Raw genomic sequence first — 26209 nt, 5'->3', positions numbered from 1 at the left:
CTATGTCCGCAAGACTTTGAGATATGATTCATCCGTTAATTGTGATGGCGATCGGCATTGCGCTGGTCATTGGTTTGATCATGTGGCTGCGCGTCAATGCGTTTATCGCGTTGTTGATCGCTGCGATCAGCGTCAGCTTGCTGACGTTGGAACCGGTTCCACAGCCCACCGGGGCGGGGGATTCGACATCGCAGAGCGTCGGATATCGTTTGGCGGGCGATGCGATGTCGCGGGTGACTGCTGCCTTTGGTGAAACCTGTGGCAACATCGCGATCGTGATCGCGTTGGCCGCGGTGATCGGTACCTGCATGATGGACAGCGGAGCGGCGGACAGGATTGTGCGCGCGTTCATGTCGATGCTGGGGGAAAAGCGAGCTCCGTGGGCCTTAATGGGCAGCGGGTATGTGTTAGCGATACCGGTCTTTTTCGATACGGTTTTCTATCTGCTGGTGCCACTGGCGCGTTCGTTTTATCGACGAACCGGCGGTGCGTATCTGAAGTGCATTCTGGCGATCAGTGCTGGCGGAGCGATCACGCATACGTTGGTCCCGCCGACTCCCGGTCCGTTGACGATGGCTGCGAATCTGGGCATCGATATCGGGACGATGATCTTGATCGGGGCGATGGTTGCCTTGCCCGCAGCGATTGCAGGCATCTTCGTCGCCGGACTATTGGACCGGATGTTCGATATCCCGATGCGAGAGGTCGCGGGGCATGAAGAGCCCGAGCCGCTGGCCGACGATCAATTGCCTAGCTTGTTCGCGTCGCTGTTGCCCGTGCTGTTGCCGGTGGTGATGATCGCGCTGCATACCGTTGCCAGTACGTTTTCGTCGCAAGAATTGCTCGGCAAAGCCGAGGTCGAAGCTGTGGCTCAAGGGACCACTTTGGATGCTCAGATTGCGGCGATCCAATTGGAATCGGAGCAGGCGGGCAAGAAGAAATCGAAGGATGAGATTCTGAAGCAGGTCAAAGCGGAAACATTGGCTCAGTACGGATCGCCTGGGTTCTTCACCAACGCAAGTCGCGTGACCAACGTGGTTGGCAATCCAGCTTTCGCGCTGCTGATTTCCACGATCATCGCGATGGGAGTTTACATCCGGCAGCGAACTCCCAGCCGACAGGATGTTGCCAAGATGGTGGAACTGTCGCTGATGAGCGGCGGGGTGATCATCTTGATCACGGCCGCAGGCTCTTCGTTTGGGGCGATGTTGAAGCAGGGGGGCGTTGGCGATTCGATTCGACAGATTGCCGAAAGCACCTTCGGCGACACGAGCCCCGGCACGGTGATGTTGTTCCTGGGCTTCGGTTTGGCGTCGCTGCTGAAGATCGCTCAGGGGTCCAGCACCGCCGCGATGATTATCGTCTCGGGGATGATGGCAGGGATCATCGACGGCACCGAGCTGCCCTACGGTACCGTTTACATCGCAACGGCGATTGGAGCCGGTTCGTTGGTTGGATCGTGGATGAACGACAGCGGGTTTTGGATCTTTGCCAAGATGGGCGGCTTGACCGAAGGGGAAGCCCTGAAAACCTGGACTCCGTTGTTAGCGGTGCTGGGAATCGTCGGCATGGCGGCGACGCTGGTCCTTTCGCGAATCATGCCGTAGCGTGGCGGCAGGTTGCGTCGCGGGCAGGCTTATGCTTGGCCGCGTGCGCGGGCGATTCGCTGCAGGTCGGCTTCGATCTCGATCAGTTGTTCGGTTGTCGCGTCGCGTAACGCGTCTTCGCTGGAAACCGTCATCGACAGGATGCCTTGCAAAATCTGAATCCTGCCCAAAACCACGCCGCGGGCCTCTCCTCTCGCTTCGCCGATTTTCTCGCCTTCCTCACGCGCGGCGGCCAGTCGCCATTCGTGATCGCGGAGCGCTTTTTCACGTTGATCGTACATCGATCGGTCCTCGGTCTTTTCAGAGATAGTTGCCACGGTCGCGATCGCCTGCTGGAACTCGATCGCTGGTAACAGTTCGCGCAAACGTTTTTCGTCGAACTCGTGAGCCCTCATCAAAAAGAAAACCCATTGCTCGATGCAGACTTGTCATGGCAGGTCGCGTCGCGGGCAGGCTTATGCTTGGCCGCGTGCGCGGGCGATTCGCTGCAGGTCGGCTTCGATCTCGATCAGTTGTTCGGTTGTCGTATCGCGCAACGCTGCTTCGCTAGAAACCGTCATCGACAGGATGCCTTGCAAAATCTGAATCCGCCCCAAAACCACTCCGCGTGCTTCACCGATTTTCTCGCCTTCCTCACGCGCGGCGGCGAGTCGCCATTCGTGATCGCGGAGTGCTTTTTCACGTTGATCGTACATCGATCGGTCCTCGGTCTTTTCAGAGATAGTTGCCACGGTCGCGATCGCCTGCTGGAACTCGATCGCTGGTAACAGTTCGCGCAAACGTTTTTCGTCGAACTCGTGAGCCCTCAGCAAAAAGAAAACCCATTGCTCGATCCGGCTCGCCGTAGCAATCGAGTCTTCCTCTAAATTGTACTTCAGAAGTTCGACGGTGTGTACTTCGATCGCATCGTTCAGCTGGCGACCGCTGGAGCGATCGAGCATCTGAAACCGATGGTGTGGCTGAGGCGAATCGGTAAACAGGTTCTTGTTCAGCAAACAGATCGAGATCGCTGGATTCAGATTTGAATAATTGTCGCCGGATTGCAATTGATCGACGTACATCGTGCAGGCGTAATAAGTCAAGCGTTTCAGCAGACCGCTTGCGATGGAAACCTGCATCTCGATGTTTAGCCAGCGGTCGCTTTGGTCGCGAGCGCGAACATCTAGCACGATCTGCTTGGCGTCTTCGAATTCTTGGTAGCTGAACGGATTCAGGATCGTGACTTCTCGAATCGGCGACTGCAGCTGTAATACCGCATTCAACAGACCGATCAACGCCGAAGTGTTTTCGGGACTCCCGAAAATTTTCTTGAAGGCGAAATCGACAAGCGGACGGATACCGAGTGGCATAACACTCTCCACCGAATCGACAGACTGCAATGAAGCCTATGTTAGCATAGCATAGGCGGGGGCGTCTGACGCGGCATGCTGAATAGCAATGTCTAGCGTTGCATCGCCGGATTCGCTTCGGCGACGCGAGCTTGGTGGGGCGCTTCCCAGATTTGGAACTCCGCCCAGACGGGCAGGTGGTCGGAGACATCCAATGCTTGTTCGCGCGTCAATCCAAAGGCGCTCTCAAGATCGAACACACCCCAACGTCCGGTATACTCCTGCGTCGCTTGAGCATGGAAGAGGATGTTGTCGTAGGCTTTGTTCTGTCGCGTGTTGGTCATCGCATTGCGAACGACCCAAGTGATACCTGGAATCTGCCCCAGTGGCCCCAACTGCGTTTCGCTGGCATTGAGATCTCCCAGCAGGATCACGTCGTCTTCATCCGCTCGCGCCGTTTGCATCACGCGGAACACATCAGCCAAGGCTGCGACTTCTTCCGGAACTTCGTCGGGATCGGTGTGCGTGTCGACTAACCAGAACGTAAACGCATGCTGCGGCGACGCCGTGCGGGCGCGGAACCTCGCAATAAAAGGTTCTCGGTGCAGCAAGTCGTTGGGATCTTGCATCGTGCCGACGGCTTGAGGGTCGTGCTCGATGCGGTTGGTGTCAAAAATGTAGGCGTATTGTTCTTTACTATTGGAGCGTCCCAAGCGAGGACCGATCAAAAAACTATATCGGCTGCCATCGGCGTTGATCGCGCTGAGAAAGTCGGGCAGGATGTTGTCCGCTTTGGCGCGGACCTCTTGAATCGCAACGATATCAAACTGGCGAACGACTGCTGCCAAGACCTCGACGACTTCCGGCTTGCCAAGCTTGCTCTCTCCGAAAACTTGAATGTTAAAGGTCGCGATCAGCAGTCGATCGCTCGGCTTCCGCGAGGCGGCCTGCTGCACCGGGGCAGGACGTATCGTCGCCGAGGTCGGCTGCACGTAATTCGTTCCTGCCTGTGGCGTGGCGGGAGGGTATCGGCGTGCTGGATTGGCGGGGGCTGGTAGCGCTCGAGGATCGATCCCTGGCGGAGTGTATCCCTGGACATAGCCGGGATGGTTCGTGGGAGTCGCCGCGGGGTAGCCGGTTGCGCCGGGAGCCGGGAACGCGCCAGCAACCTGTTCGTCGTCACCGCCGAGATGGCTAGCAGCCAGCGCCTGCACCTGCTGCACCAGCGGTCCGATAACGGGGAGATCTGACTTCAAATAGCCGCCGATCCCGCCGCTGGAAACGGTGGCGACCAACGTCCAGATGATCGTTGTCAATCGAGGGCTTTTGCGCGACTTTCTGCGTGCCACGTCAGGCCTCCCTGCCTGCGTTGTGCTGAGATCTTTCGAGAGCCGAAACCGGTCATCGGACCCACTTCGCGTTGCGCAATCGAATTCACCACTCTCTATAGTGGCTGACCGCTTGCCAAGGCAAGATCAGTGCGGGAGGTGACAACACCTCGCAAGAAATGCGAACCGGTCCCGAGACTCCCGTTCGCTGTGGCGAGGATCGATGACGCAGCAAATGCGGCTAGAAATAGGTGGGCCTTGCGTGGCCCGCGACGGCTTGTGCGGAATAGAGCATCGCTCAAGCCGTGCTTTGCGTTTGCCAGTGCTCGGACTATTTGCCGATGCAATACAGCTTGTGGTTCACGCGAATGAACAGGTTGCCGCCGGAGACGACAACGCTCGATCGGACGTTGTTTTCGCTCGGATCATCCATCGAAACGTTGTTGATGATCTCGCCCGTCTCGGCATCGAAGATGACCACGTCGCCAGCAAAGTTGACCACGTAGATCTTGCCATCGGCAACGGTTGGCGAAGCTTCATACTTCTTCAGTCCAGGCGTTTTGACTTCCCATTTGACCTTCCCGGTCTTCGGTTCGACTCGCATCAGCATCTTCCGCAGGTCGCTGAGGACAAAGAAGTCGCCATCGTAAAACGCAGGAGTGGGAACGTCGGACGTCAAGTTGCGATCGTCGGTGCTGATCCAGCGGATCGACGAATCGTCCAACAAGCCTTTGCCGCCGGCGGCAACCGCGTAGATCGGGTCCTTCTTTGGAGCACAGATCAGGATCGTTTCATCGCCCACCACGGGAGAGGGAACGTGACGCCAGTGCCCGATGCGTTGCGGATTCCAAGTCCCCCAACGCCACAGTTCTTTCCCGGTCGCCGGATCGTGGCCGGTGATCGCGTCGCCGCCGATCACCAACAGTTCTTCTCGCCCGTCGTGCTGGTAGGGGATCGGAGTCGTAAAGGCTTCACGCGATTCCGCTTGTGCCTTGCTCGGGCGAATGATCCGCCAGATGTTTTCGCCGGTCTGTGGATCGATCGCCATCAGATACGATTCATTCACCTTGTCCGCCAAGCCGCGTCCGTTGACGGGGGTGTCGCGTTGCAGGACCTGCATGATCAAGCGGTTCTGGTAGATCAGCGGGCTCGTCGAGAAAGTCCACTGGAACGCAAAGGATCCGTATTCGTCTTGCAGGTTGCGCTTCCATTGCTGTTTGCCGTCGAAGTCGTAAGCGACCAATTCACCGTTGCCGAAGAAGAAGATCGCGACCTTTCCGTCGGTCACGGGGGATGGTGCGGCAAAGGTGCTTCGCGTGTCCTGCCGGGTCCCCTTGGCGATCTCATGTTGCCACAACTGCTTCCCCGTCTTGCGGTCGAAGCAGAGGGCCAGCAGTTCATCGTTTCCGGGGGAGGTGCTGGAGACGAAGATATGATCGCCCCAGATCGCGGGCGTCGCAGCGCTTGGTCCGGGCAGATCGGCTGACCAGCGAACGTTTTCGGTGCGCGAAAACTCGGTCGGCAGATTCGTCTCGGTCGACGAGCCATTAAAATGCGGACCACGGAACTGAGGCCAGTTTTCCGCTGTGGCAAAGCTTCCGCACAGGATCAGTCCTGCGCATCCAAGGAATCGAGCGATAGAAGCGGAACGCATGGGGATCGTCTTTCGTTTTGGTAGGAAGCAAACTCTAGGAAGGCCACGATCCCCATAGGATAATCCCCCGCCAACACGGGAATCAAGTCGAACGTCGATTCGGTAAACCGGAACCGTTGCCGGCGCGATCGCACAGTGGCGCCTTCGCCCCGTTTTTGCATCGACAATCAGCCAACGCGCTGCCGCGGCGGATTGTAGACAACACCTAGTCAGCCCACGGCGCAAGCGGTTCAATAGGACAGCCGCGATGCCGTCGCCGGTTTCCGAGCCCCTGTGTTACCGATCACCCCAGCAAAACGATGACCAAGACGAAAACCAAGGCCGCTCCAAAAACAGCTCGCAAATCGAAGCCACCAACGATGGCCGAAACCGCCGACAAGTTCCTCTGCTATCAGAAGTCGGTGCAATCGCCCAGCCATGAAGTCGAGTTCTTTGAGCAAGCGTTTCGCGACGCCTTTCGCCGCAAACCCTATACACTTCGCGAGGACTTCTGCGGCACTTTTGCCGTCTGTTGCGATTGGGTCGATTCGAACAAACGCCGGACGGCGATCGGAGTCGACCTGTGCGATCAGACATTGCAGTGGGGCCGCGACCACAACCTGTCCAAACTGACCGAAAAGCAACAGTCGCGCGTGACGCTGCTGCAGGAAGACGTTCGGATTCCCAGCACTCCCACCGTCGATGTCTTGGCGGCGCAGAACTTTTCGTTTTGGATCTTTAAGACGCGTCCCGAAGTGCTCGAATACTTCAAGGCCGCGCGAGCGAACTTGAACCGCGAAGGGATCATGGTGATCGACATGATGGGAGGCGGCGCGTGTTACGAGGAGCAGAACGTCGACAAGCGGACGATCAAAAAAGGGAAGCACGGCTTCGAATACCATTGGCAACAAGTCAGCTTCAACCCGGTCAACGCGGACGCTCATTTCCGCATCGATTTCAAATTCGCCGATGGCAGCAAGATGAAAAACGCCTTTGAGTATCACTGGCGTTTCTGGACGATCCCCGAGGTCCGCGAACTGTTGGCCGAGGCGGGCTTCCGCGAGAGTCACGTCTATTGGGAACAGGAAGAGGACGCCGGCAAAGACGCCGGGGAATGGCGACGCGGCACCGACGCGCCGAGTCATCCCAGTTGGATCAGCTACATCGTTGGCGTCGCATAGCCGGCGGGCCACAAGATGATCGTGCCATCGCGGCTGGCGGTCATCATCAGGCTGCCATCGCGCGTGGCGTCGACAGCCGTCAGCCCCAAGGAGTGCTTGCGGAGCGCGAGGATCTCGCGTCCCTTGCCCGACCGATCGGACAGTCGCGGGTCCCACAGTCGCGCCGATTTATCGCGACTGGCGGTCATGATGCGACGCTGTCGCGGATCGCTTCCCAGAAATCCGATCGCTTCGATCTGATCGGCATGTCCCTGCAAGACGCTTCGCGGCGTGTCGGCACCCTCGCGGTCATCGGTTAATTGCCAAACGCGGGCTTGCCGGTCTTCAGACCCTACGGCGATCCATTGGCCATCGGCGGAGAACGCTCCGCACAAGAATGGTGCATCGGATTCCTTGTCTTTGAACCGGTGTGGCGGTTGATCTTGGTCGACACTCCAAACGCGAGCAATCGCATCGTCGCCAACACTCAACAGATACTTCCCGTCGGGGGAGAAGCGGACTTGATGAATCGTGGCTTTCTCGGTTCCCGCGTCCTGCAATTCTTTGATCAGTGTGATCGCTTGCTGTTGTGGATCCCAACGCCACAGACGACAGACACCATCCTCGCCGCCGCTGGCAAAAGTGTAATCCGATTCGATTGGCGAGAATTGGACCGTGCGGACCGCTCCATCGTGCGGGACCTCCATCTTCTGCAGCGATCGCCCCGAAGCGACGTCCCAAATCCGGATCGAACGACTTCCCGTGACGACGTATTTTCCATCGAACGAGAAATCGGCTTCGGTCACGCCCCCGTGCGATCGATAGCTGCGGATGTGATTCAGACTTTTTAGGTCCCACAGGAACGCCGCGTCGCCGGCCAGCGAGAGCAGGCGGTCGGTTCCCATCGGGACCGCATCGGCCAACGTCGCCAGCTTCTTCGGCATCTGCAAGACCTGCCCCACGGTGGCCTTTCCGCCGGTGAGTCGCCAGACTTTGACCACGTCGCCGGAGGTTTGATCGTGCGAGGTGACAAGCGTTTCCGAATCGCCAAATCGAACGCTCACGATGCGTTGGTTTTTCGCCGCTTCCGCTTCGGACGCTTCACTGCGGCGGACCGCGCGATCGATCACGCGGTCCTTTCCATTGCTGAGGTCCCACAGCGTGACGGTGCTGGTGAGCGTTCCTTCGAGCGACGATTCCGCCAACGTCGCGGCGGTTCGTCCATCGGGGGCGATGCTCAGCCGCGTGACAAAACCTGGGTGCGGAAGGACGTCCAACATTTGCAGCGTCTTTAAATCGACCCGCGAGACCTTTTGATCGTCGGCGGCAATCAACAACTGCTGGCTGTCGGGGGTGAACTGTGCCGCATTGATCCGGAATCCAAGGTGTTGGTTCAACGCTGCCCCGACGGCTTTGCCGGTCGCACTATCCCACAGCACGCCTAGCCCGTTGCGATCGCCGGTGAAGATCCGGCGGTTGTCGGGTGAGATCGCGATTGCGGTGACGGTGGTTTGATGTTGTTTCAGTCGGAACTTCGGCTTTTCGGCGATCATGCCCTGCGCGTCGATTTCCCAAACCAGGAACCTCGCCTCTTCGTCGCTGCTGCCAGTGACCAACAACCTGCCGTCGGACGAGACCGCAAGGGTTGTGTTGAGTCCGGTTCCGATAGCGCTCGATAATTGGCTGCCGCTTCCCATATCCCAGACGCGGACGGTGGAATCGGCACTGCCGACAAACAACCGGTTGTGGCTTGGATCGACCGCCAGCGAAAGGGCAACAAATGGCGAACCCTCCTGCAGGCGTCCGTTCTCGTCGACCAAGTCGACCGTGTTTTTGAAACCCAACGTCTGCGGATCGATCTCCAAAATGCGTGCCGTGTGGTCTCGGCTGGCCGTGACGATCTTTGTTCCGTCGGTGTTGAACGACGCCGACCAGATCTCGTCGTCGTGAGGGCGCGTTTGCAGCGATGGCATGTCCGATTCGGTCGATTGGAACGCGACGGTGTCCTGTAGCGTCGCCGGTTGCCAAACGCGGACCGCCGCATCGTTTCCTGTCGACAAGATCCGGCCATCGTTTCCAGGAAAGAAGACCGCGTCGCGAACCCAGCCGCCGTGCCCGCGAAGTGTCTTGGTCAATCGAGTCGATGCGACATCCCAGAGCTTGATCGTGTAATCGTCGGACGTCGTCAGCAATTGTGTCCCATCGGCGTTGAACTCGATCGATTCGATCGCATCGGTGTGCGCCGCCGCGAGCGACGCCTGCGAATCGGTGGGCGTCAGTTTCAGCGTCTCGTTGGATTGCGCATCGATAAGTTCACGAAACGACGTCGCTTGCGGCGAGCGCGCGTCGGATGGGGCAGCGGGATTTGCGAGAGCATCGGATCCCGAGATCGCTTTGACCGCCATCGTGATCCGCGACGCATAATCGACCGGGTGAACCGCGTTGGTTTCCCAGACGAGCACGCGGCCGCTGCGGTCGCCCGAGGCGGCGCGGAGTCCATCGGCGGAGAGTGCGACGGCCATCAGAGGCGCATCGTGTTCCAGGAAATCGCCGACGCGTTGAAATTGTCCCGCCTCGAGGTCCCAGACCACGGCGCGGCCGGAGCGTTCATCGGCGACCGCCGCCAGGATGCGGACTCGGCCGTCGGCGAGCGACAGCGACAGGTCGTTGACCGCGGCGATGTGCCAACACTGCGCCAGTTCTCGCTGTTGGTTCAGATCCCACAATCGCAGCGTTCGATCGCGGCTGCCGCTGATCAAACGTTGTTCGTCGACAAAACCAAGCGAGGTGATTTCGTCGGTGTGACCGCGCAACACGCTCCGCAATTCGAGCGTCTTGGCATCGTACAACCGCACGATTCCATCGGCACCCGCCGTGGCGATCGCCTGTTGGTCGGGAGAGATCGCCGTCACCTCGACTGATCCCAGGCTGGGCAATTGGCCGACCTCGGCTGTTGTGATCTTCCCGGCGTCGTCGATTTCGATGCGTTGCGTCGTGCCATCTTCAAGTGTCACGATCGCTTGGTTGGCGGTGCGGTTGATCGCGAGATTGCGTCCGGCGGCCGACAACGGTTTGTCATCTTGAGCCTGGTTGGCTTGATGCCACAGCCATTGCCATTCCCAGCCAGGCGATTCACCCTCGGCAGTCTGAGCTTTCAATTCCAACAGAATGCGACGTGCGTCATCGAATTCGTTTTGGTCGATCCGTGCTTTGGCCAAACCGATCTGCGCAACATACGCTTCGTAGACCGCGTTCTCGCGTTGGCGAATCGCTTCTTCGGCATTCTTAATGGCGATCGAACGTTGCTGCAAAGCGATCTGTTCTTGTCGCGCCGCTTCTTCGGCATTTTTGATCGCCTTGCGTTCGTTGGCGGCGGCCAATTGGAAATTGCTCTCCGCCTCGATCGCTTTTTGCGTGGCGATCGCTCGCTGCCGATCGGCTTCATCGGCCTCCTCTTGAGCGATCCCTTTCTGGTATTCTGCCTCGACCTGGCTTCGCCTGGCAAGCTCCATGTTCGCTAACGCTTCGGCTCGCTTCGCTTCGGCCAGTCGAGCGTTGGTGCGGGCTTGGCGTTCCGCATCGACGGCGCGGTTCTTTTCGGTGCTGATCTTATAGAGCGCGCCGGTGCCCCCGAGCAAGATAAAAGCGACCAGGCCGACGGCGACTTGTTTGGCGAGGCGCAGACGTCCGCGACGGGAATCGCGGTCTTGTTGACCGTGCTGCAGTTTATCGATCAGCGGACGATGCGCTTCTTGACCGGAATCCAGCAGTGAGAGCCCGAGTTCAAAGTCTTCCTTTTGCAAAGCGTTGGTTGCATAGGCGATCCGTGCTTTGTCCAATCCATGGGCCGCGATCTCGTTGCCTGGCCAAAGCGTCAACGCTTCTTCGAATCCAAACGTGGCCCGTGCGAAATCGGTGTATTCGTTCGATTCTTCGGCCTGCAGCAGATCCGTATCGGCACGCACCGTCATCATGATGCTCTCGGCATGCGATCGGTACTGGCGAATTGCTTTTTGCAAATCGGCAACCGTGGCATAGCGTCGCGAAGGCTTGGTCGCCATCGCGGTTCGGGCGATCTGCATCAGTTCGCCATCGTGGCGGCTGGAGACTTCGACGATCTGGTTTGTGACAGCCGCTTTTAAACATTGGGTTAAGTTGTTGCCGATGTGCGGTGGGCGGCCGGTGATGATTTCGAACAGGACTGCGCCTAACAGGTAGATGTCGCTGGCCGGTCCAATGCTTTCGACCGGGCCCGTGGCCATCTCGGGGGCCATGTAAGCAGGCGAACCACCCAAACTTGCCGCCTTTTGTATCGTCGACTTCTTTTTGCAGCCGGGTTTAGGAATCGCCAATCCCCAGTCCATCAGCATCACCACCCCAAACTCACCAAGCATCACGTTTTCGGGCTTGATGTCGCGATGAACGACGCCGCGGGCATGGGCAAATCCGATCGCATCGCAGACTTTCAGCAAGATTTCGAGGTTCTCGTCTTGCGATTTGTCCATGATCGCTTGAGACCAGGGCGTTCCGTCGACCTTTTTCATCGCGTAGAACAAGGCCTTGTCGTCGGCCAATGCCAGGTCATGGATCGGGACGATGTTGGGATGGTCGAGGTCGCCCGTGACGATCGCTTCGGAGAGGAATTGGTTTCGGCGATTGTTTTCGGCAGCGTCCAGTCGCCCGGTTTCACGCAGTTGTTGGGCCTTGGCATCGGGCAGTGGACGGACCATCTTGAGCGCTACGAGCCGGTCCAGCGAGGTCTGGCGGGCCAGGTAGACCGTGCCCATTCCACCTTCGCCCAGGACCTCGATCAATTCGTAATCGGATCCCAGGGTGAGGTCGGTGCCGATGCCCGACAATTGCCGGCCAGGAACTAAGACCTTGCTCTCGGTGATGTTATCGCGATCGACCGCGCCACGGGGCGCTGCCGGTCGCGGAGCTTCTTCGCTGGCAACGCTGAAATCGGTCGTCAGTCCCCAAATCCGTTTGTCTTCATCGCTGAGCGCGCGTGAGTCGATCGTTTGGGTGATGTTGTTACCATTGAGTACCGAATCGGGATCGATCGTCTCCTTCAGATCCGACGAATCGGGAATCATCCCGCTTTCAAATTCTTGCGTGGGGAAATCGGCGACCCCTTGAGGATTACCGAGGTCGACGGTTGGAGTCTCGAACGTCTTACCAAAGGCTTCGTCGACCGTTCGAGCCAGATCGGGCTGGATTGGTCCGTCGGACTGCAGCGCCTGCAAGTCGTCCGCATCGAGCGTAGGGGAATCGTCGGAAGCCTGTTGAGTGAACTCAACCGTTTGATCGCCGGGGAAAAATGTTTGTTGGGGATCGAGGAAATGTTCGCCTTCTACGATCGTCCCCGTTGGGCCAAACGCTTTGCTCAACGGTGAATCGTCGACGTCAAAGCTGGTCTCCTCGTCGAACTCAACGGTTTGGTCCCCCACCTGCTCGCTTGCCGGAGCATTGGACTCATCCGCGTCGCTCGGTGGCACTACGTGGTCCTCCGGGGCGCGGAGAGGGAACATCGGTTCCGATTTATCCGCGCCTTTCCGGTCGTCATTGTCGTGAGGATCGTTGTTGGTCATCGTCAAACTGTCCGAACAAAAATGTGGCTTCTGTAGGGTGCGAGCGAATTATTTGGCAAAGCGACGCACAATGCGCCTCGTCAGGCTGTATTCGCCGCCGCGGGGACGTTGTTGTTTCTTGGCCAACAACCCCAGCAATACGCTTCCCGTTGCCAAGGTCACGCCTTCATCGTTTTCGGTCGTCACGGCATCTTGCCATCCATCCAGCCTTTCGGGTGTCTCGGCATGAACTTGTGGGATAACGTGCTCTGGCTTGCTGGGATCGACCAAGGTGAACTCCGCCGCATCGACCGAGGACGTCGCGTCGGTCGATTCAAAATCGTCGGGCTGCTGTTGAATCGGCAGAGCAGGCTCCTGCAACAAATCCAAATCCAGTTCTTTCAGCTTCAGGAGGCCTCCCTCCAAATCCTCTCCCGGAATGATCGGCTTGCCTTGGCGGATCTCCACGCGCAAGATCGACCGTGCGTTCCCTTCTCCCAACACGTATTCGATCTCGTAGGTCCCATCGGGCAAGTTGGCAAACAACGTTTGCAGTTTGTCGCCCGAAAGGATGTCGTCGGGCAGGCGCTCGGGCGGGACTTCCGATTCAATATTGGGATCGGGAGAGATCACACGGATTTGAAAGTATTCATCGCGTGAGGTGGTGGTGGTGACCGACGAGGTCTCGGTGGATGTCAAAGTCGTCGTCAACAGAGTCGATGTTTCGGCGTACGCTTCACTGAGGCGACGCACCAACTCAGGATACTCCGGCGGTGGAAAGAACAGCCGGGTTGGAATCGACAAGTTGGGAACCGTGAACTGCGCTTCGCCATTTTCTAACAACGGGCTGGTCTGCGGATTGTCCGTCGAAGAAACGAGGCCGCCATCGACGATCTGGGCTCCCGATATTCCCTGTTCGATCGACGCGCCTTCCAATACGATCGATTCGTGTTGACGAACGGTAAAACGAACTTCCACGGGATTGGTCGAGGAAGATCGACCGTTGAGCGTGGTCGTCAAAATTTCCGCTTCGGTGTACGTGTGATGGACGGTCGTCATCGATTCGCCATCGATCCCGTCGACGACCTGGAACCGATTGCTTTCCGCACCCCAATCGATTTCGATCGCCAGCCCGCGTTCGCCGGCCGTTCCCACGTCGATCGTCAGATCGCCGCCGAAACCTCCCGGTTCCGATGCGAGTATCGTCGTCGTGACGGTATCGTAATCGTAGAACGCCGTGTCGGTCACGCCTTCCTCGGGACGCGGTGCAAAGACGCGAGCCACACCGGTGCTGGCGCCGGTGTTGATTTCGATCTGTTCGCCTAGCAGGATCTCTCCGACAGCGGCGATCCTCACCGCGCCGGCCGTCGATTGCGACGCGTGGATTTGAACTCCTTCGTCGATGGTGAGGTCGGCGTCGGTCTGCAACAGGATCCGTCCATTGTCGCCCCCAGCGACGATCTCGGGATCGGCAGTCCGGTCGCCGCCGTCGTTGCTGAGGTCGGGATCTGCCAGCACGATCGATCCGCCAGCGGACACGCGAATTTCACCGTTGCTGGTTCGCAACATATCGGCGTCGGTCGCTTCATCGCTGGTCACCAAGTTCAATGCATCGGTCTCGAGGATCTCTAGATCGCCGCGGCCGCTGCCACTGACTTCGGCTTGCAGGTCGTTGATCGTTGTTGTCAGTTGAACCGCGTTGTCGCCATCATCGCTCTGATTCCCCGCGATCAAATGCAGGTCGTCGGCGAAGATCAAATTGTCATCATCGATGTCGGTATCTAGGATGTCATTGTCGGCGGTCAGGTGCACATCGGCCCCCGCCGCTGCGGTAATCTTCGTGACCAAAATGCTACTCGCCGCACCATTGGCGACCAACGCGATGTCGCGACTGTCGGCCTGTCCAATCGCTGCATCGGAGGAGCTTGTGTTGGTCGACTGCACCTCGGTCGCTGTGATCGTTCCACCCGCGGTGACCGCGATGCGACCGTCTCCTGTGATCACCCGACGCAATTCAATTGCATCGGATTCCACGATTTCGATCGTCCCGGATGTCGTCGCTTCGGCCTCCAAGACGTCGACCGAGGTTTCGATCGCATTTCCAACGCCGATGCCTAGCGGAGCCGTTAGGATCGCTTCGACCGCCGCGATGTCTTGGTCGGAATCGCCCGCCGGATCGGCGTCGATGATTTGCGATGATTGTGAAGTCAGGATCACATTGGCCATCGTCGATGTGATGTCGCCGATCGTGACGTCTTGCTCTGCTGTCCCGGTGATGTTTCCGGCCACCGATTGCAGCGTCGCTGTTGGAGCCATCGTCAGGTTGCCCGTGGTCGCCGTCAGATCGATCGTTCCGGCACCGGCTGTCGTCACGTCGACGAAAGCGTTCAGCAGAATGTTGCGGGACGCATCGATCACGATGGCTCCGCTGCCACTGGCGATGTCGGCGCCAGCGATCAGATCGCTGTCGGCGCCATTTGCGTCGATCTGAACATTCCCCGATCCGTCGGCGGAGATCGCCCCGTCGCCGGAGGCTGCGGTCCCTTCGTTGAGCGTGATGCTGCCATCGATCGTTTGCAATGCGATCGAACCGTCGCCATCGGTTGTGCGCAGATCGCTCTGCAACGCATCGGTTCGATCCGTCGAGGATGCATCGTTCCCGACCCGCTGCACCGTCACCTCGACATCGTCGATCGCGATGCTATCGGTCTCGAGCAACTGGATCCCGCCGGAGGTCGCGCGGCCGCTGAGCGTATCGACATCGGTCTCGATTGCATTGGTTGCCGTTCCAACGCCAATGGCCGCAGCCAAACGCAAGCGGTTGGCTGTCACATCGACATCCGCATCGTCGGGATCCGCGTCCAGAATCGATCCGCCGGTGCTGATCAGCGAGACGTCGGCGTCGGTCGCGACGATATCGCCAATCGTCAGATCGGCTCCCGCCGCCGCGCGGATATCGCCTGCCTCGGTTTGCAGTGTGGCAGTTGCCGCCATCGTCAACGCCCCCGCAGTCGCTTCGAGATCGATCGTGCCGTTGGCCGCTGTGGTAACGTTCACGCCAGCGGCGACTGCAATCGAATCGGCGGCGATCAGACTGATATTGCCAACGCCGCTGACAATATTTGCGTTGGCGTTGATCTGCGAACCGAGGCCTTCGGCCGCGATCAGAACGTTCCCGATCCCATCGGCTTGGATCGCGCCGTCTCCCGCAGATGCCGTTCCTTCGTTGAGCGTGATCTCTCCGGCGAGCGACCGCAGCACGATACTGCCGTCATCGGTCGTGCGGAGGTCGCTTTGCGCGAGGTCGTTGACCGTCGTTTGCGTCGACCGGAACTCGGGACGCTGCACCTGGACCGCGACATCATCGATACGCAGGCCATCGGCTTCGATCACGTGGACGCCACCGTTTCCCGCACGCGCACTCAGCGTCGCAACTTGGGTCTCCAGTCCGTTGGCCGTCGCTCCCAGCATGCCTACGCCGTTCAACGCGTTCATTCGCAAGCCCGCTGCCGTGACGTCGATTGCCGCGTCATCCATGTCGGTGTCGACGATCGATCCGGCGATGCTGGTGATACTCACGTTGGCAAGCGTCTCGATGCGGCCGACTGAAATCGTTTGGTCGGCAGCGATATGGATATCGCCGTTTACCGTTTGCACGCGGGCTTCGGCAGCCATCGCGATCGCGCCGCTGGTTCCCGCCGAAAGGCTCGCGTCGATCGCAATCGTCCCGTCGCCGCCGGTCTGCACTGTGACATCGTTTGCCAGTTCGATGGACTCTTGAGCTTGCAAGCCGATCTGGCCGCTTCCGCTGAAGACCGATCCATTGATGTTCAGGTTCCCCGACCCGCGTGCGTCCAACAGGACGTCGCCGCCCCCCGCTGCACTCACTGCGATCCCGTCGTCGTCACCATCGTCGAGTGTTAGATCGCCATCGGACGCGACAACTTTGATCGAACCGGAATCGGTTGTCTCCAAATCGGCTAGCGTTTGCGAATCTTCGGACGTGGTCGAATTGAAATGCACGCGATTTACATCGACGGAGACCGTGTCGACAGTCAGATCGCCCGCGGTCTGATGCAGGTAGATTCCATCGGCGCTGCGTGCGGCAACGCGTTGGGCCGCGATGTCGATCGCTTTCAAGTTGTCGCTTGGCAGGCTCGATGGATCGGGCGATCCGATGCTTCCCTCGCCGTCGGAGTTCGCGTCGGCGATCAACATGACCGAGCCGGCGGTGATGTTGAGTGTCGCTCCGTTGCCATCGATGATGTTCCCGGCAGCCGACAAACGGACCGCGTCGGTTCCCGCGTCGATCGCTTGGACGACAAGATCGCTTTCGCCCAGCGTTTCGATGGCGATATCGGCACCGCTGGTGATCGTTGAGCCCACTAGCATGTGGAAGCCATCGACGGCTGGCGTTTCGGCGAACGCATTGCCCGCTTGGCTCCACACCGTCCCCTCGCCCCCGGTGGAAAGATCGGCGGCCAACGCGATGTCGTCCGCGGCGGAAAGGCTCACGTTGCCCGAATCGCTCGCAACGTCCGCGTTGATCACGACATCCGAAGCGTCGCCACCGGCGGCGAGCAACACGTCGCCGAGGCCCGCGGCATGGAGACCGTTGTCGTCGGCATCCCCTTCGTTGATCGTGATCGTTCCGGCCAGCGTCTTCAATTTGATGGGGCCGGCATCGGTCGTTTCAAGATCTGAAAGGCTGGCATCGGTGATCGTGGTCACCGTCGCGTCGGCGCCCACCTGTTGGACCGAAATGTCGGTCGTGTGGTCGATCGCGATCGCGTCGGATTCAAGAATGTAGATGCCGTCGGCAGCGACAGCGGCTAGCGTTGTCACGGCGGTTTGAATCGCGTGGTCGTTGCTTTCAATGGAGTTGCCGGTATCGGAGGTTCCGATCGTCCCCGTTTGGTTCCCGTTGGCATCGGCAACGATTCGCAATGCATCGCCCCGAACATTGCCCAACGTTGACCCATTGTTATCCAGCACGTCGCGTTCGGCGAGCAACGAAACGTCTCCGGTTCCGGCATCGATTAGGCCCAGGAACAGGTCGCTTTCACCAGCGGCTTGCAAGCGGATGTTTCCACCTCCGGAAACTGTTTGCGCGTCCGAACGCATCACGATTCCATCGTTGCCGACACCATCATCGTTTGAATTGGAGGCCGTTAGCGAGATGGTCCCTTCGCCGCCGGTCATCAGATCGGCATTCTGATGGATGTCGTCCGCTGCGTTGATGCTCACGTGGCCGCTTTCGCTGCGGACGCTGGCGTCGATGACGATGTCTGCCGTCGTTGAAATCGTCTGCAGCAAGACGTTGCCGCTGCCATCGGCGACGACCGCATTGCCGTCTGCCGCAGCGGTCCCATCGGTCAGAGTGATATCGCCGGCGAGCGACCGCAGGACGATGCTGCCATTATCGGCTGTCGTCACCAAGTCGTTTTGTGCCGCGTCGATGACTTCGACGACCGACGCGTCGGAGGTGACGCGGTTGACGGTGATCGCGACGTCGCCGACGGTGACTGCGTCGGTTTCCAATAAATTGATTCCGCCAGCGGCGGCGCGCGCCGTGACGACGCCAACGCTTGTTTCGATCGCGTTGCTGCTGGCGCCCAAAGTTCCGACTGCGTTCCCTGCGTTTAGGCGAAGGCCTTCTGCGGTGACGTCGATGTCGGCGTCAACGGGATCGGCGTCGAGGATCGATCCGGTGCGAGCGGTCAGCGAAACGTTGGCATCGGTGGCGAAGATGTCGCCGATCGTCAAGTCGTTGTTTGCGAGTCCTCGGATATCGCCCGTAACCGATTGCAACGTTGCGGTTGCGTCCATCGCCAACGATCCGGTCGATGCTTCGACGTCGATGGTGCCATCGGTTCCTGTTTGAACATCGACATCTGCGTTCAGCTTTAGGTCGCCGGCGGCAATTAAACTGAGGTTGCCAGAGGTCGAACGAATGTCCGCGTCGGCGACGATGTCGGTGTCGATGCCTTCGGCTGATATCAAGACGTTGCCGCTTCCATGGGCGACGACCGCATTGCCGTCTGCCGCAGCGGTCCCATTGGTCAGCGTGATGTCGCCGGCGAGCGACCGCAGGACGATGCTTCCGTTATCGGCTGTCGTCACCAAGTCGCTTTGTGCCGCGTCGATAACTTCGACGACCGACGTGTCGGAGGTGACACGTTTGACGGTGATCGCGACATCGACGACGGTGACTGCGTCGGATTCCAATAGGTTGATTCCGCCCGCGGCGGCGCGCGCTGTGACGACGCCAACGCTTGTTTCGATCGCGTTGCTGCTGGCGCCCAAAGTTCCGATTCCGTTGGCCGCGTTTAGGCGAAGCCCTTCTGCCGTGACGTCGATGTCGGCGTCATCAGGATCGGCGTCGAGGATCGATCCGTCGATCGCGGTCAGCGAAACGTTGGCATCGGTGGCGACGATGTCGCCGATCGTCAAATCGTTGTTCGCAAATCCTCGAATGTCGCCCGCATCCGATTGCAGCGTTGCGGTAGAATTCATCGCCAGCGATCCGGTCGTCGCTTCGACATCGATCGTCCCATCGGTTCCCGTTTGAACGTCGACATTCGTGTTGAGTTGGAGGTCGCCAGCGGCGATCAAACTGAGGTTGCCGGAGGTGGAACGAACGTCCGCGTCGGCAACGATGTCGGTGTCGATGCCTTCCGCTGCAATGAAGACGTTGCCGCTTCCATGGGCGACGACCGCATTGCCGTCTGTCGCGGCGTTACCGTCGGTTAGCGTGATGTCGCCAGCGAGCGATCGCAGGACGATGCTTCCGTTATCGGCTGTCGTCACCAAGTCGCTTTGTGCCGCGTCTTCGACTACGACGACCGACCCGTCGGAGGCAACGCGGTTGACGGTGATCGCGACATCGCCGACGGTGACTGCGTCGGATTCCAATAGGTTGATTCCGCCAGCGGCGGCGCGCGCCGTGACGACGCCAACGCTTGTTTCGATTGCGTTGCTGCTGGCGCCCAAAGTTCCGACTGCGTTCCCCGCGTTAAGGCGAAGCCCTTGTGCCGTGACGTCGCTGTCGGCGTCATCACCATCGGCGTCGAGGATCGATCCGGTGCGAGCGGTCAACGAAACGTTGGCATCGGTGGCGAAGATGTCGCCGATCGTCAAGTCGTTGTTTGCGAGTCCTCGGATATCGCCCGCTACCGATTGCAACGTTGCGGTTGCGTCCATCGCCAGCGATCCTGTCGATGCTTCGACATCGATGGTGCCATCGCCAGCGGTTTGAATGTCGACATTTCCACCCAACTGAAGGTCGCGGGCGGCGATCAAACTGAGATTGCCCGAAGTGGACCGAACGTCGGCGTCGACGACGATATCGGTGTCCAAACCTTCCGCTGAAATCAAGACGTTGCCATTGCCGTGGGCGACGACTGCATTGCCGTCTGCCGCGGCGGTCCCATCGGTCAGCGTGATATCGCCAGCGATCGATCGCAGGACGATGCTGCCATTATCGGCTGTCGTCACCAAATCGCCTTGCGAGCCATCGACGATAGCGGTGGGGACTGTGGTTGCCGAAACGCGGTAGACCATCGCGTCGACATCTCCCACGGTCACTGCATCGCTCTCGATCAGATGGATCCCGCCGCTGGTGGATCGGCCGCTGACGACGACGACACTTGTTTCGATGGCATTGGCTCCAGTGCCCAGTTCACCAAAACCGACAGCGGCATTGAATCGCAGGCGTTGCGCGACGACATCGAGATCCGAATCGTTGGCGTCGGCATCGAGGATCGATCCCGTGGCGCTGATCAGTGAAACGTTGGCAGAGGTGGCAACGATATCGCCGATCGTGAAGTCGCCGTGGGCGGAAACTCGAATGTCACCATCGGTCGATTCCAGGATCGCGGTCGCATCCATGGAGATCTCGCCGACGGACGAATCGAGATCGATCGTTCCCGAGTCGGCGGTTTGCACCCGAACGTCGCTTCCTAAATCGATCGAATCGGCGGAGAGCAAAGAGATGTGCCCGGCATCGGTCTGCACGTGAGCGGAACCTGTCAAAGCGATTAGCCCCGCCGCGTTGCCGATCTGCGGGCTGCCATTGTTGAAATCGGTTCCCGACTTGAGCAGGATCGCGCCGGCCTGCGTCGCTGTGATCGCAACGACAGCCACTGTGATCGAATCGCCAGCCAGTAGGTAAATGTTTCCCGATCCGCCTGCGGCAGTCACGTCGGCTTCGATCGTCAAACTGTCGCCGATGGAAGTCCCTTCGGCTGCGAGCGTGATATCGCCGCCGTCGTCGTTGAGCACTCCAGTACCCGCGGCGATCTGAAACGCTCCGGCGGTGCGGATTGTAATGTTTCCCAACGCGTTGTTGTTCAGGGAATCGGTAACCGCGATTCCCGACAACCCGTCGACTGTCTCGACGGATAGCTCTTTGGCATTTTGAAGATGGATATCGCCCGCGTTGGTAACTGCCGCGAGGTTGGAAACATCGAGATCGAGATCCGCATCGTCGGCAGCGGTTCCCGAACCGATTCCTGTTTCGGCGCGCAGCGCGGCTGAGGTGGCGGTGATATTGGCAGCTTCGTCGGAGCTGCGATTGTCGATGATCCGACCGGCCGTGGTCGTCAGCGCGACGGTCTCGGCGGAAGTGATTCGGCTGATCGCGATGTCGCCTTGCGAGGTCATGCGAATGTCGGCATCTCCCGCGGCGATCGTCGACGAGTCGTGCATCGCGATCCCCGCGACGGCGTCGAACGTAACATCGCCATCAGTGACACCACCGCTGGTGTCGATGCTGACATCGGCGTGGATGTTGATCGTTTCGGCGGTCACCGCCAGCGTTCCGGTGACGCTTCCCGAGCCCAGCAACAACGTTCCAAGTGAGCTGTTGAAGTTGACGACGTCGGTGCCGCCATCATCGCCGTTGATTGTGAGCGCAGCGCGGTAGTCGGAATCCAGCGAATCGACATTGATCGTTTGGTTGCCATCGCCACCGTGGATCGTCATCGAGACGTTGGGGTTGTTGAAGTGGACGACTTCGCTGAGCGGGATACCACCATTGTCGGAAACGATCTTGTTGTCCAACGGTGTGGGCAACGGCCCGACCGCGTCGCCGGGACTGGACAACGTGATCGTTTCTGTTGCCGCAGAGGAATTGAATGTGAAGCTACGATCGTCGACGTTCAGGTTGTCGAAGATCGGTTCCAATCCGTCGTAATAAATCGTGGTTGAACCCCCTAGACCGCCGTTGTTGGTCGCGTCGGTGATCACGATCGAGCCGACATGCCCGACGGTGCCCTCATCTTCAAAGAAGTAATGCACGCTATCGATGGTTGTCATTGCGGGCGAAGCTTCGAGAATCAACGTGTCGCCGTCGATTCCTGGGATCGCGTCGTTGCCGATTCCATCGTTCGCTTGCGAACCGGCATTGAAATAGATGCCCCCGCTGACATCGATGCTGCCGTTGTCGGGTTGGACGATCTTCAAGACGTCGTCGCCGCCGTAGCTGTCGAAGGTGATCGAGGTGATGTCGCTGAAGGAAACCGGTCCGAGCGTGATTTCGTCTGCCGTGCCGATACCCGTCGTCAGTACGAAGGTTCCGGAGGCTTCACCGTCGAAGGTGACGACCAACATGTCGTCTTGATCGGTGCCGACGATCAACATGTCTTCCACACCCACCGCGATCGGATCCCCTTGGTAGGCACCGATGTGCGGCAGTGTTGTGGCGATGTCGGACTGGAATTGAGTCGATTGGTAAGCGGCCGAAGAGCCAAAGCGAAGTGTATAGAATTCGGCGAGGGGGATCGCCGTGGCGTTGGTTTGATCGCCGTTGGCAAACGGATTGGCATCGTCGCCGGTGATGTTGGAGGCGTCGAGCGTCTGGTTCGAATCGACGTCATTGGCGAAAAAGGCATTGTTGACAACCACCGCGTCCGCTGGTGTGATCACGCCGCTGCCCTGGATCGGCGGTGCCGGAGGCAGTTGCTGAAGATACAACACGATCGACGTGCCATTGTCGCCGGTGTAGGTGTTCTCGGCCGTGGGGGCTTGGTCAAAAGCCCAGTGGGCAACGAGGTTGGCGTGCGTGCTGACTCCCGCGGCGCGGATGGCATCCCGTTCGGCTGTCGACAACGCGGTGTCGTACCAAGCGACATCATCCATCATGCCATCGAAGAACCGATCGCTGCTGCTGGCGTCGCGGCCCATGAACATCAAGCCATTGACGGTATCAGCGACCGAGGTCCAGTTGAGATTTTCCGGCGTGTAACTCGATAGATACGTCGATTCAACACCGTCGACATAAATTTGCATTTCGCTGGTGGCGAAATCCCAGGTGTACTGGATGTTGTGCCAACCCGAATCCAAGACCGCCGCATCGCCGCCACTGCGAATGACGTAGTCGCCGTTGGTCGACGTGCGACCGTAGACCTGACCACTGCCGTTGGTCCGATACTGCATTTCGAAACCACCGTTTTCGGGGCCTTCGAAAAATTGGTTTCGCCGATCGGTGGCATCCATCTGGACCCAGAAGTTCAACGTGCCGCTGGATCCCACATCGAACGTGGCATCTTGGAACGTGGCGAAATCGTCGGCACCATCGAACGCCAACGCACCATCGAACCGGCCTGCTCCGGCGACAAATTCGGGACCCAAGGGAACGATCCCATCGGTCACCAGCCGCATCTCTATCCCTTGTTGATTGTCGATCGCCGTCTTCCCACTGGTCTGATCGAAGTCCCAATGGGCGATCATACGGGCATCGGCAGCGTACGTCGCCGCTCCGCCGGTCATGACACTCTGGACCTCCGTTTGGCTGAGCACTGCGTCGAAGAAGGCTAGGTCGTCCATCGAGCCGTGGAAATCGCGTGCGTCGGGGTTCCCAGGATCACGGCCGATAAAGATCGCCTGCATCGTGTCGACGATTTCGGTCCAATCAGGACTCACATCGGGATCGTAACCGGAACGATAGGCAACTTCGACACCGTCGATGTAAATATGGCCCTGCTGTGATGCGTGATCCCAGGTGAACGCGAGGTGGGTCCAGGTGTCGGCCGCAATCGTGTCGGTGCTCCAGACCAGCGTATCGCCATCGCCTAAGTTGCCGGGATAAAAGTAGAGGTCGTTGCTGTGACGAAGCTGAAATTCGACCGCTCCGCCGGCAATTTCCTGACGCTTGCCAAGCACATCGGGATTGATCCAGACCGTAAAGCTGCCCGAATCGCCGATGTCGATTCGATCGTCTTGCACGAGCCCAAAGTCGCCGTCGCCATCGAGGTAGATTGCGCCATCGAACCGACCGGCTGCCGGTTGCCACGTCGGTTGCTCTTCGCCGGGCTGTTGGCCGCCGTACGCAAAGCCATAAAAAATGTTGTCTTGGATCCGAATCTGATCGGTGTGGTTGGTAAACGCCGGATTGATGTAAACGCCCGCAGGTTGCGCATGGACGCCGTTTTGGTTTTGCGTGTCGGTGTCGCGCCAATCGAACGTGTTGTGGTCGATCAGGAGGCCGTCGGGCGTGAGTCCCTGGTTCGTGATCGTGACCGTATGGTTTTGGTCGCCGCTGGATTGGAAGTCGACAGGATCGAGTCCGTTGCCGAAGTAGTTGAACGAGATCTCACCGCTGAAGGCAAAGTTGTTCGGTTCGCCAAACGTTCCCTGCGGCCCGATCGCGATCGGTCCCCAACGGAAATGGTCCTCGCGGAATTCGTTGCGCGTGATCAGGAAGTTTTCGCCGCTGCCATCGGCGCCGTCGCGGATCGTAGCGCGGCCCCAACGCCCTTCAAAAATGGAATCCGAAACTTCCAAGTGGTCTGCCGTTTCGAAGACGATCGCGCTGCGATACCCTTCGTCGTCCAACGGGTTGCCACCGAACGACTCGCCAAATTGAACCTGGTGGATCGTCGTGTGATCCGCTTGCGTCAACACGACGTAGCCTTGGTAATCGTTGGCCAGGAAGTCCACCCAACCCAACTGCATCCCACGTAGCGTGACGTTGTCGGCTGTGATCCGAATCGCTTCGTCGTAATTGCCGGCCGGCGCACCCGCTTTACGAAGCTCGGTCTGCCCCATCCCTTGGCCTTCGATCGTGACCGAGCGATCGATCCGCAAGGTGCCGGTGTGGACATACGTCCCCGCGTCGACGTAAACGGTGCCACCGAGGTCGACGCTTTGAATCGCTTCTTCCAACGTCGGGAAGGCATCGATTCCCAGAATCCCGGGTTGGTTGCCGGCGGTGTTAAAGTCGACGTCGGCGATCACGCTGCCGGGTGATTGCGTGAAGTCGTGGGAAACGAAGACCTCCGCCCGCGTCGCCGGAATGCCGATCAAGGTGACGTCGTTACCGTCGCCGCCGTTGTAATCAATGCGGTACTGAAGACCTCCCACCGCGGTCACCGTACCGCCGTTTTCCAACACGACGTTCGATGTGTCGACAAACCGACCGACGACCGCATCGGTGCCATCGTTGTCGATGATCGTATAAACGTCGCGCGGGTTGGCTTCGGTCGATCCCAAATCCTCGAGGTTCAGCAGAACGTCGGTGCCAATCGTGACCGTCCCTTCCACACGCATTTGATCGTAATCGACGCCCGCAATGCCGCCGGGCAATGCGGCCAAAGGATCGTTGGCATCGTGATCGTCGATCTCGACGGCAAAGGTGGAACCACTGGAGAGGTTTAGATTGGCAACCGTCAGCGATCCGGGACTGTCGCCGGGAGCGAGTGTGCTTCCGGATTGAAGATTCACGCTGGCCGTCCGGTCGCCTGCGAGAACGGTTCCGGTTCCCGAGAGGCTTGCCCCGTTGTGAATCTGCAAATCCGCTTCGCTCCCGTTTGCGGTGAGGTCGAATTCGCCCGTGATTCGGACCGTGGGAGAATCGCCGGCGCCCGAATCGCCAGCTTGTAGCAAAGTCGACGACATCCCCGTGATTTCGATCGGCTTTAGTCCCGTGAAAGTGATTGTCGAGCTGCCCAGCGCCGGGTCGCCTACGGTGATCGATCCCTCGGCAGGCAGCAGCGTGTTCAATGAATAGACGGCCGTTTGCGTGCCGTCGCCGATCAGACTCAAGCGATCCGACGCCGCTTCGCCGGGATCACTGTTGGGACCGCCATGGTAGGTGATCGAAGGAAGCGATGCGTCGTTGGGGGCATTGTGGAAATCGACGACCAAATGATCCTGGCCACCGCCGAGCGAAACATCGATCGAAGTCACTGTGTCTAACGACGTGACCGGTGCGCCGAGATGATCGACGATTTCCAAAGGGGACCCCAGCTGGGTGATCTGAAGCTCGCCGTCGGTATTCGAATCGATCGTGACCGTTTCGTTGGCGACTGCGGCGTCACTGGTGATCACCAATTCCCCCATGGCCGACAAGACGCCCCCTGCGTCCAACACGATCCGTTTCTCAAGCCTTCCAACGCTCAAGGGGGCCGCGCGACGCAACCGGACCGGCAGAGGGGGGCGGACCGGCTGGGCACCCCGAACTCGCAGCAGCTGGCGTGCCCAAGCTTTCGCCTGGTTAAACCGTTGGAGGGCGTGTAACAATCGCATCGACGAGATTTACCTTTTCAGCGGCCATTGAATTAACGAACGCAGGGGTAGGGAGA

The 26209-nt window shown here is 59.2% G+C and carries 8 protein-coding genes; 2 read left to right on the top strand and 6 right to left on the bottom strand.

The features are described 5' to 3' along the window. The first annotated feature begins 23 nt into the window (after positions 1–23). A complete protein-coding gene (locus Poly24_RS21900) occupies positions 24–1607 on the top strand; it encodes a GntP family permease (protein ID WP_145100674.1) in 1584 nt (527 codons plus the stop codon). A gap of 29 nt (positions 1608–1636) precedes the next feature. On the opposite strand, the gene Poly24_RS21895 is transcribed toward Poly24_RS21900, so the two are convergent. From Poly24_RS21895 to Poly24_RS21880, 4 genes are all read right to left on the bottom strand, one after another. Continuing rightward, the gene (locus Poly24_RS21895) at positions 1637–2002 is read right to left on the bottom strand and encodes a hypothetical protein (RefSeq protein ID WP_145100671.1); all 366 of its coding nucleotides are present in this window, start codon (positions 2000–2002) and stop codon (positions 1637–1639) included. Between the two features lie 60 nt (positions 2003–2062). Beyond that, entirely contained in the window at positions 2063–2956 is an 894-nt protein-coding gene (locus Poly24_RS21890) for an Rpn family recombination-promoting nuclease/putative transposase (RefSeq protein WP_145100669.1), read from the bottom strand. Between the two features lie 92 nt (positions 2957–3048). Beyond that, positions 3049–4284, bottom strand: coding sequence for an endonuclease/exonuclease/phosphatase family protein (locus Poly24_RS21885; protein ID WP_197452089.1), 1236 nt, complete (start codon positions 4282–4284; stop codon positions 3049–3051). A 310-nt stretch (positions 4285–4594) separates the two neighbouring features. Then, complete coding sequence (locus Poly24_RS21880) at positions 4595–5917, bottom strand: outer membrane protein assembly factor BamB family protein (RefSeq protein WP_145100662.1); 1323 nt, start codon at positions 5915–5917, stop codon at positions 4595–4597. Between the two features lie 299 nt (positions 5918–6216). Here Poly24_RS21880 and Poly24_RS21875 point away from each other — a divergent pair, with 299 nt between their 5' ends. Then, the gene (locus Poly24_RS21875; protein WP_145100659.1) at positions 6217–7077 is read left to right on the top strand and encodes a class I SAM-dependent methyltransferase; all 861 of its coding nucleotides are present in this window, start codon (positions 6217–6219) and stop codon (positions 7075–7077) included. Here the strand turns inward: Poly24_RS21875 and Poly24_RS21870 are convergent. Beyond that, positions 7056–12647, bottom strand: a complete 5592-nt coding sequence (locus Poly24_RS21870; protein WP_145100656.1) for a protein kinase domain-containing protein — start codon at positions 12645–12647, stop codon at positions 7056–7058. The two genes, Poly24_RS21875 and Poly24_RS21870, sit on opposite strands and share 22 nt — an antisense overlap. Before the next feature lie 48 nt (positions 12648–12695). Further along, positions 12696–26153, bottom strand: coding sequence for a LamG-like jellyroll fold domain-containing protein (locus tag Poly24_RS21865; RefSeq protein ID WP_145100652.1), 13458 nt, complete (start codon positions 26151–26153; stop codon positions 12696–12698). Between the last annotated feature and the right edge of the window lie 56 nt (positions 26154–26209).

It is taken from the genome of Rosistilla carotiformis, assembly GCF_007753095.1.
Classification (GTDB): Bacteria; Planctomycetota; Planctomycetia; order Pirellulales; family Pirellulaceae; genus Rosistilla; species Rosistilla carotiformis.
This window is presented reverse-complemented; position numbering and strand designations above follow the sequence as displayed.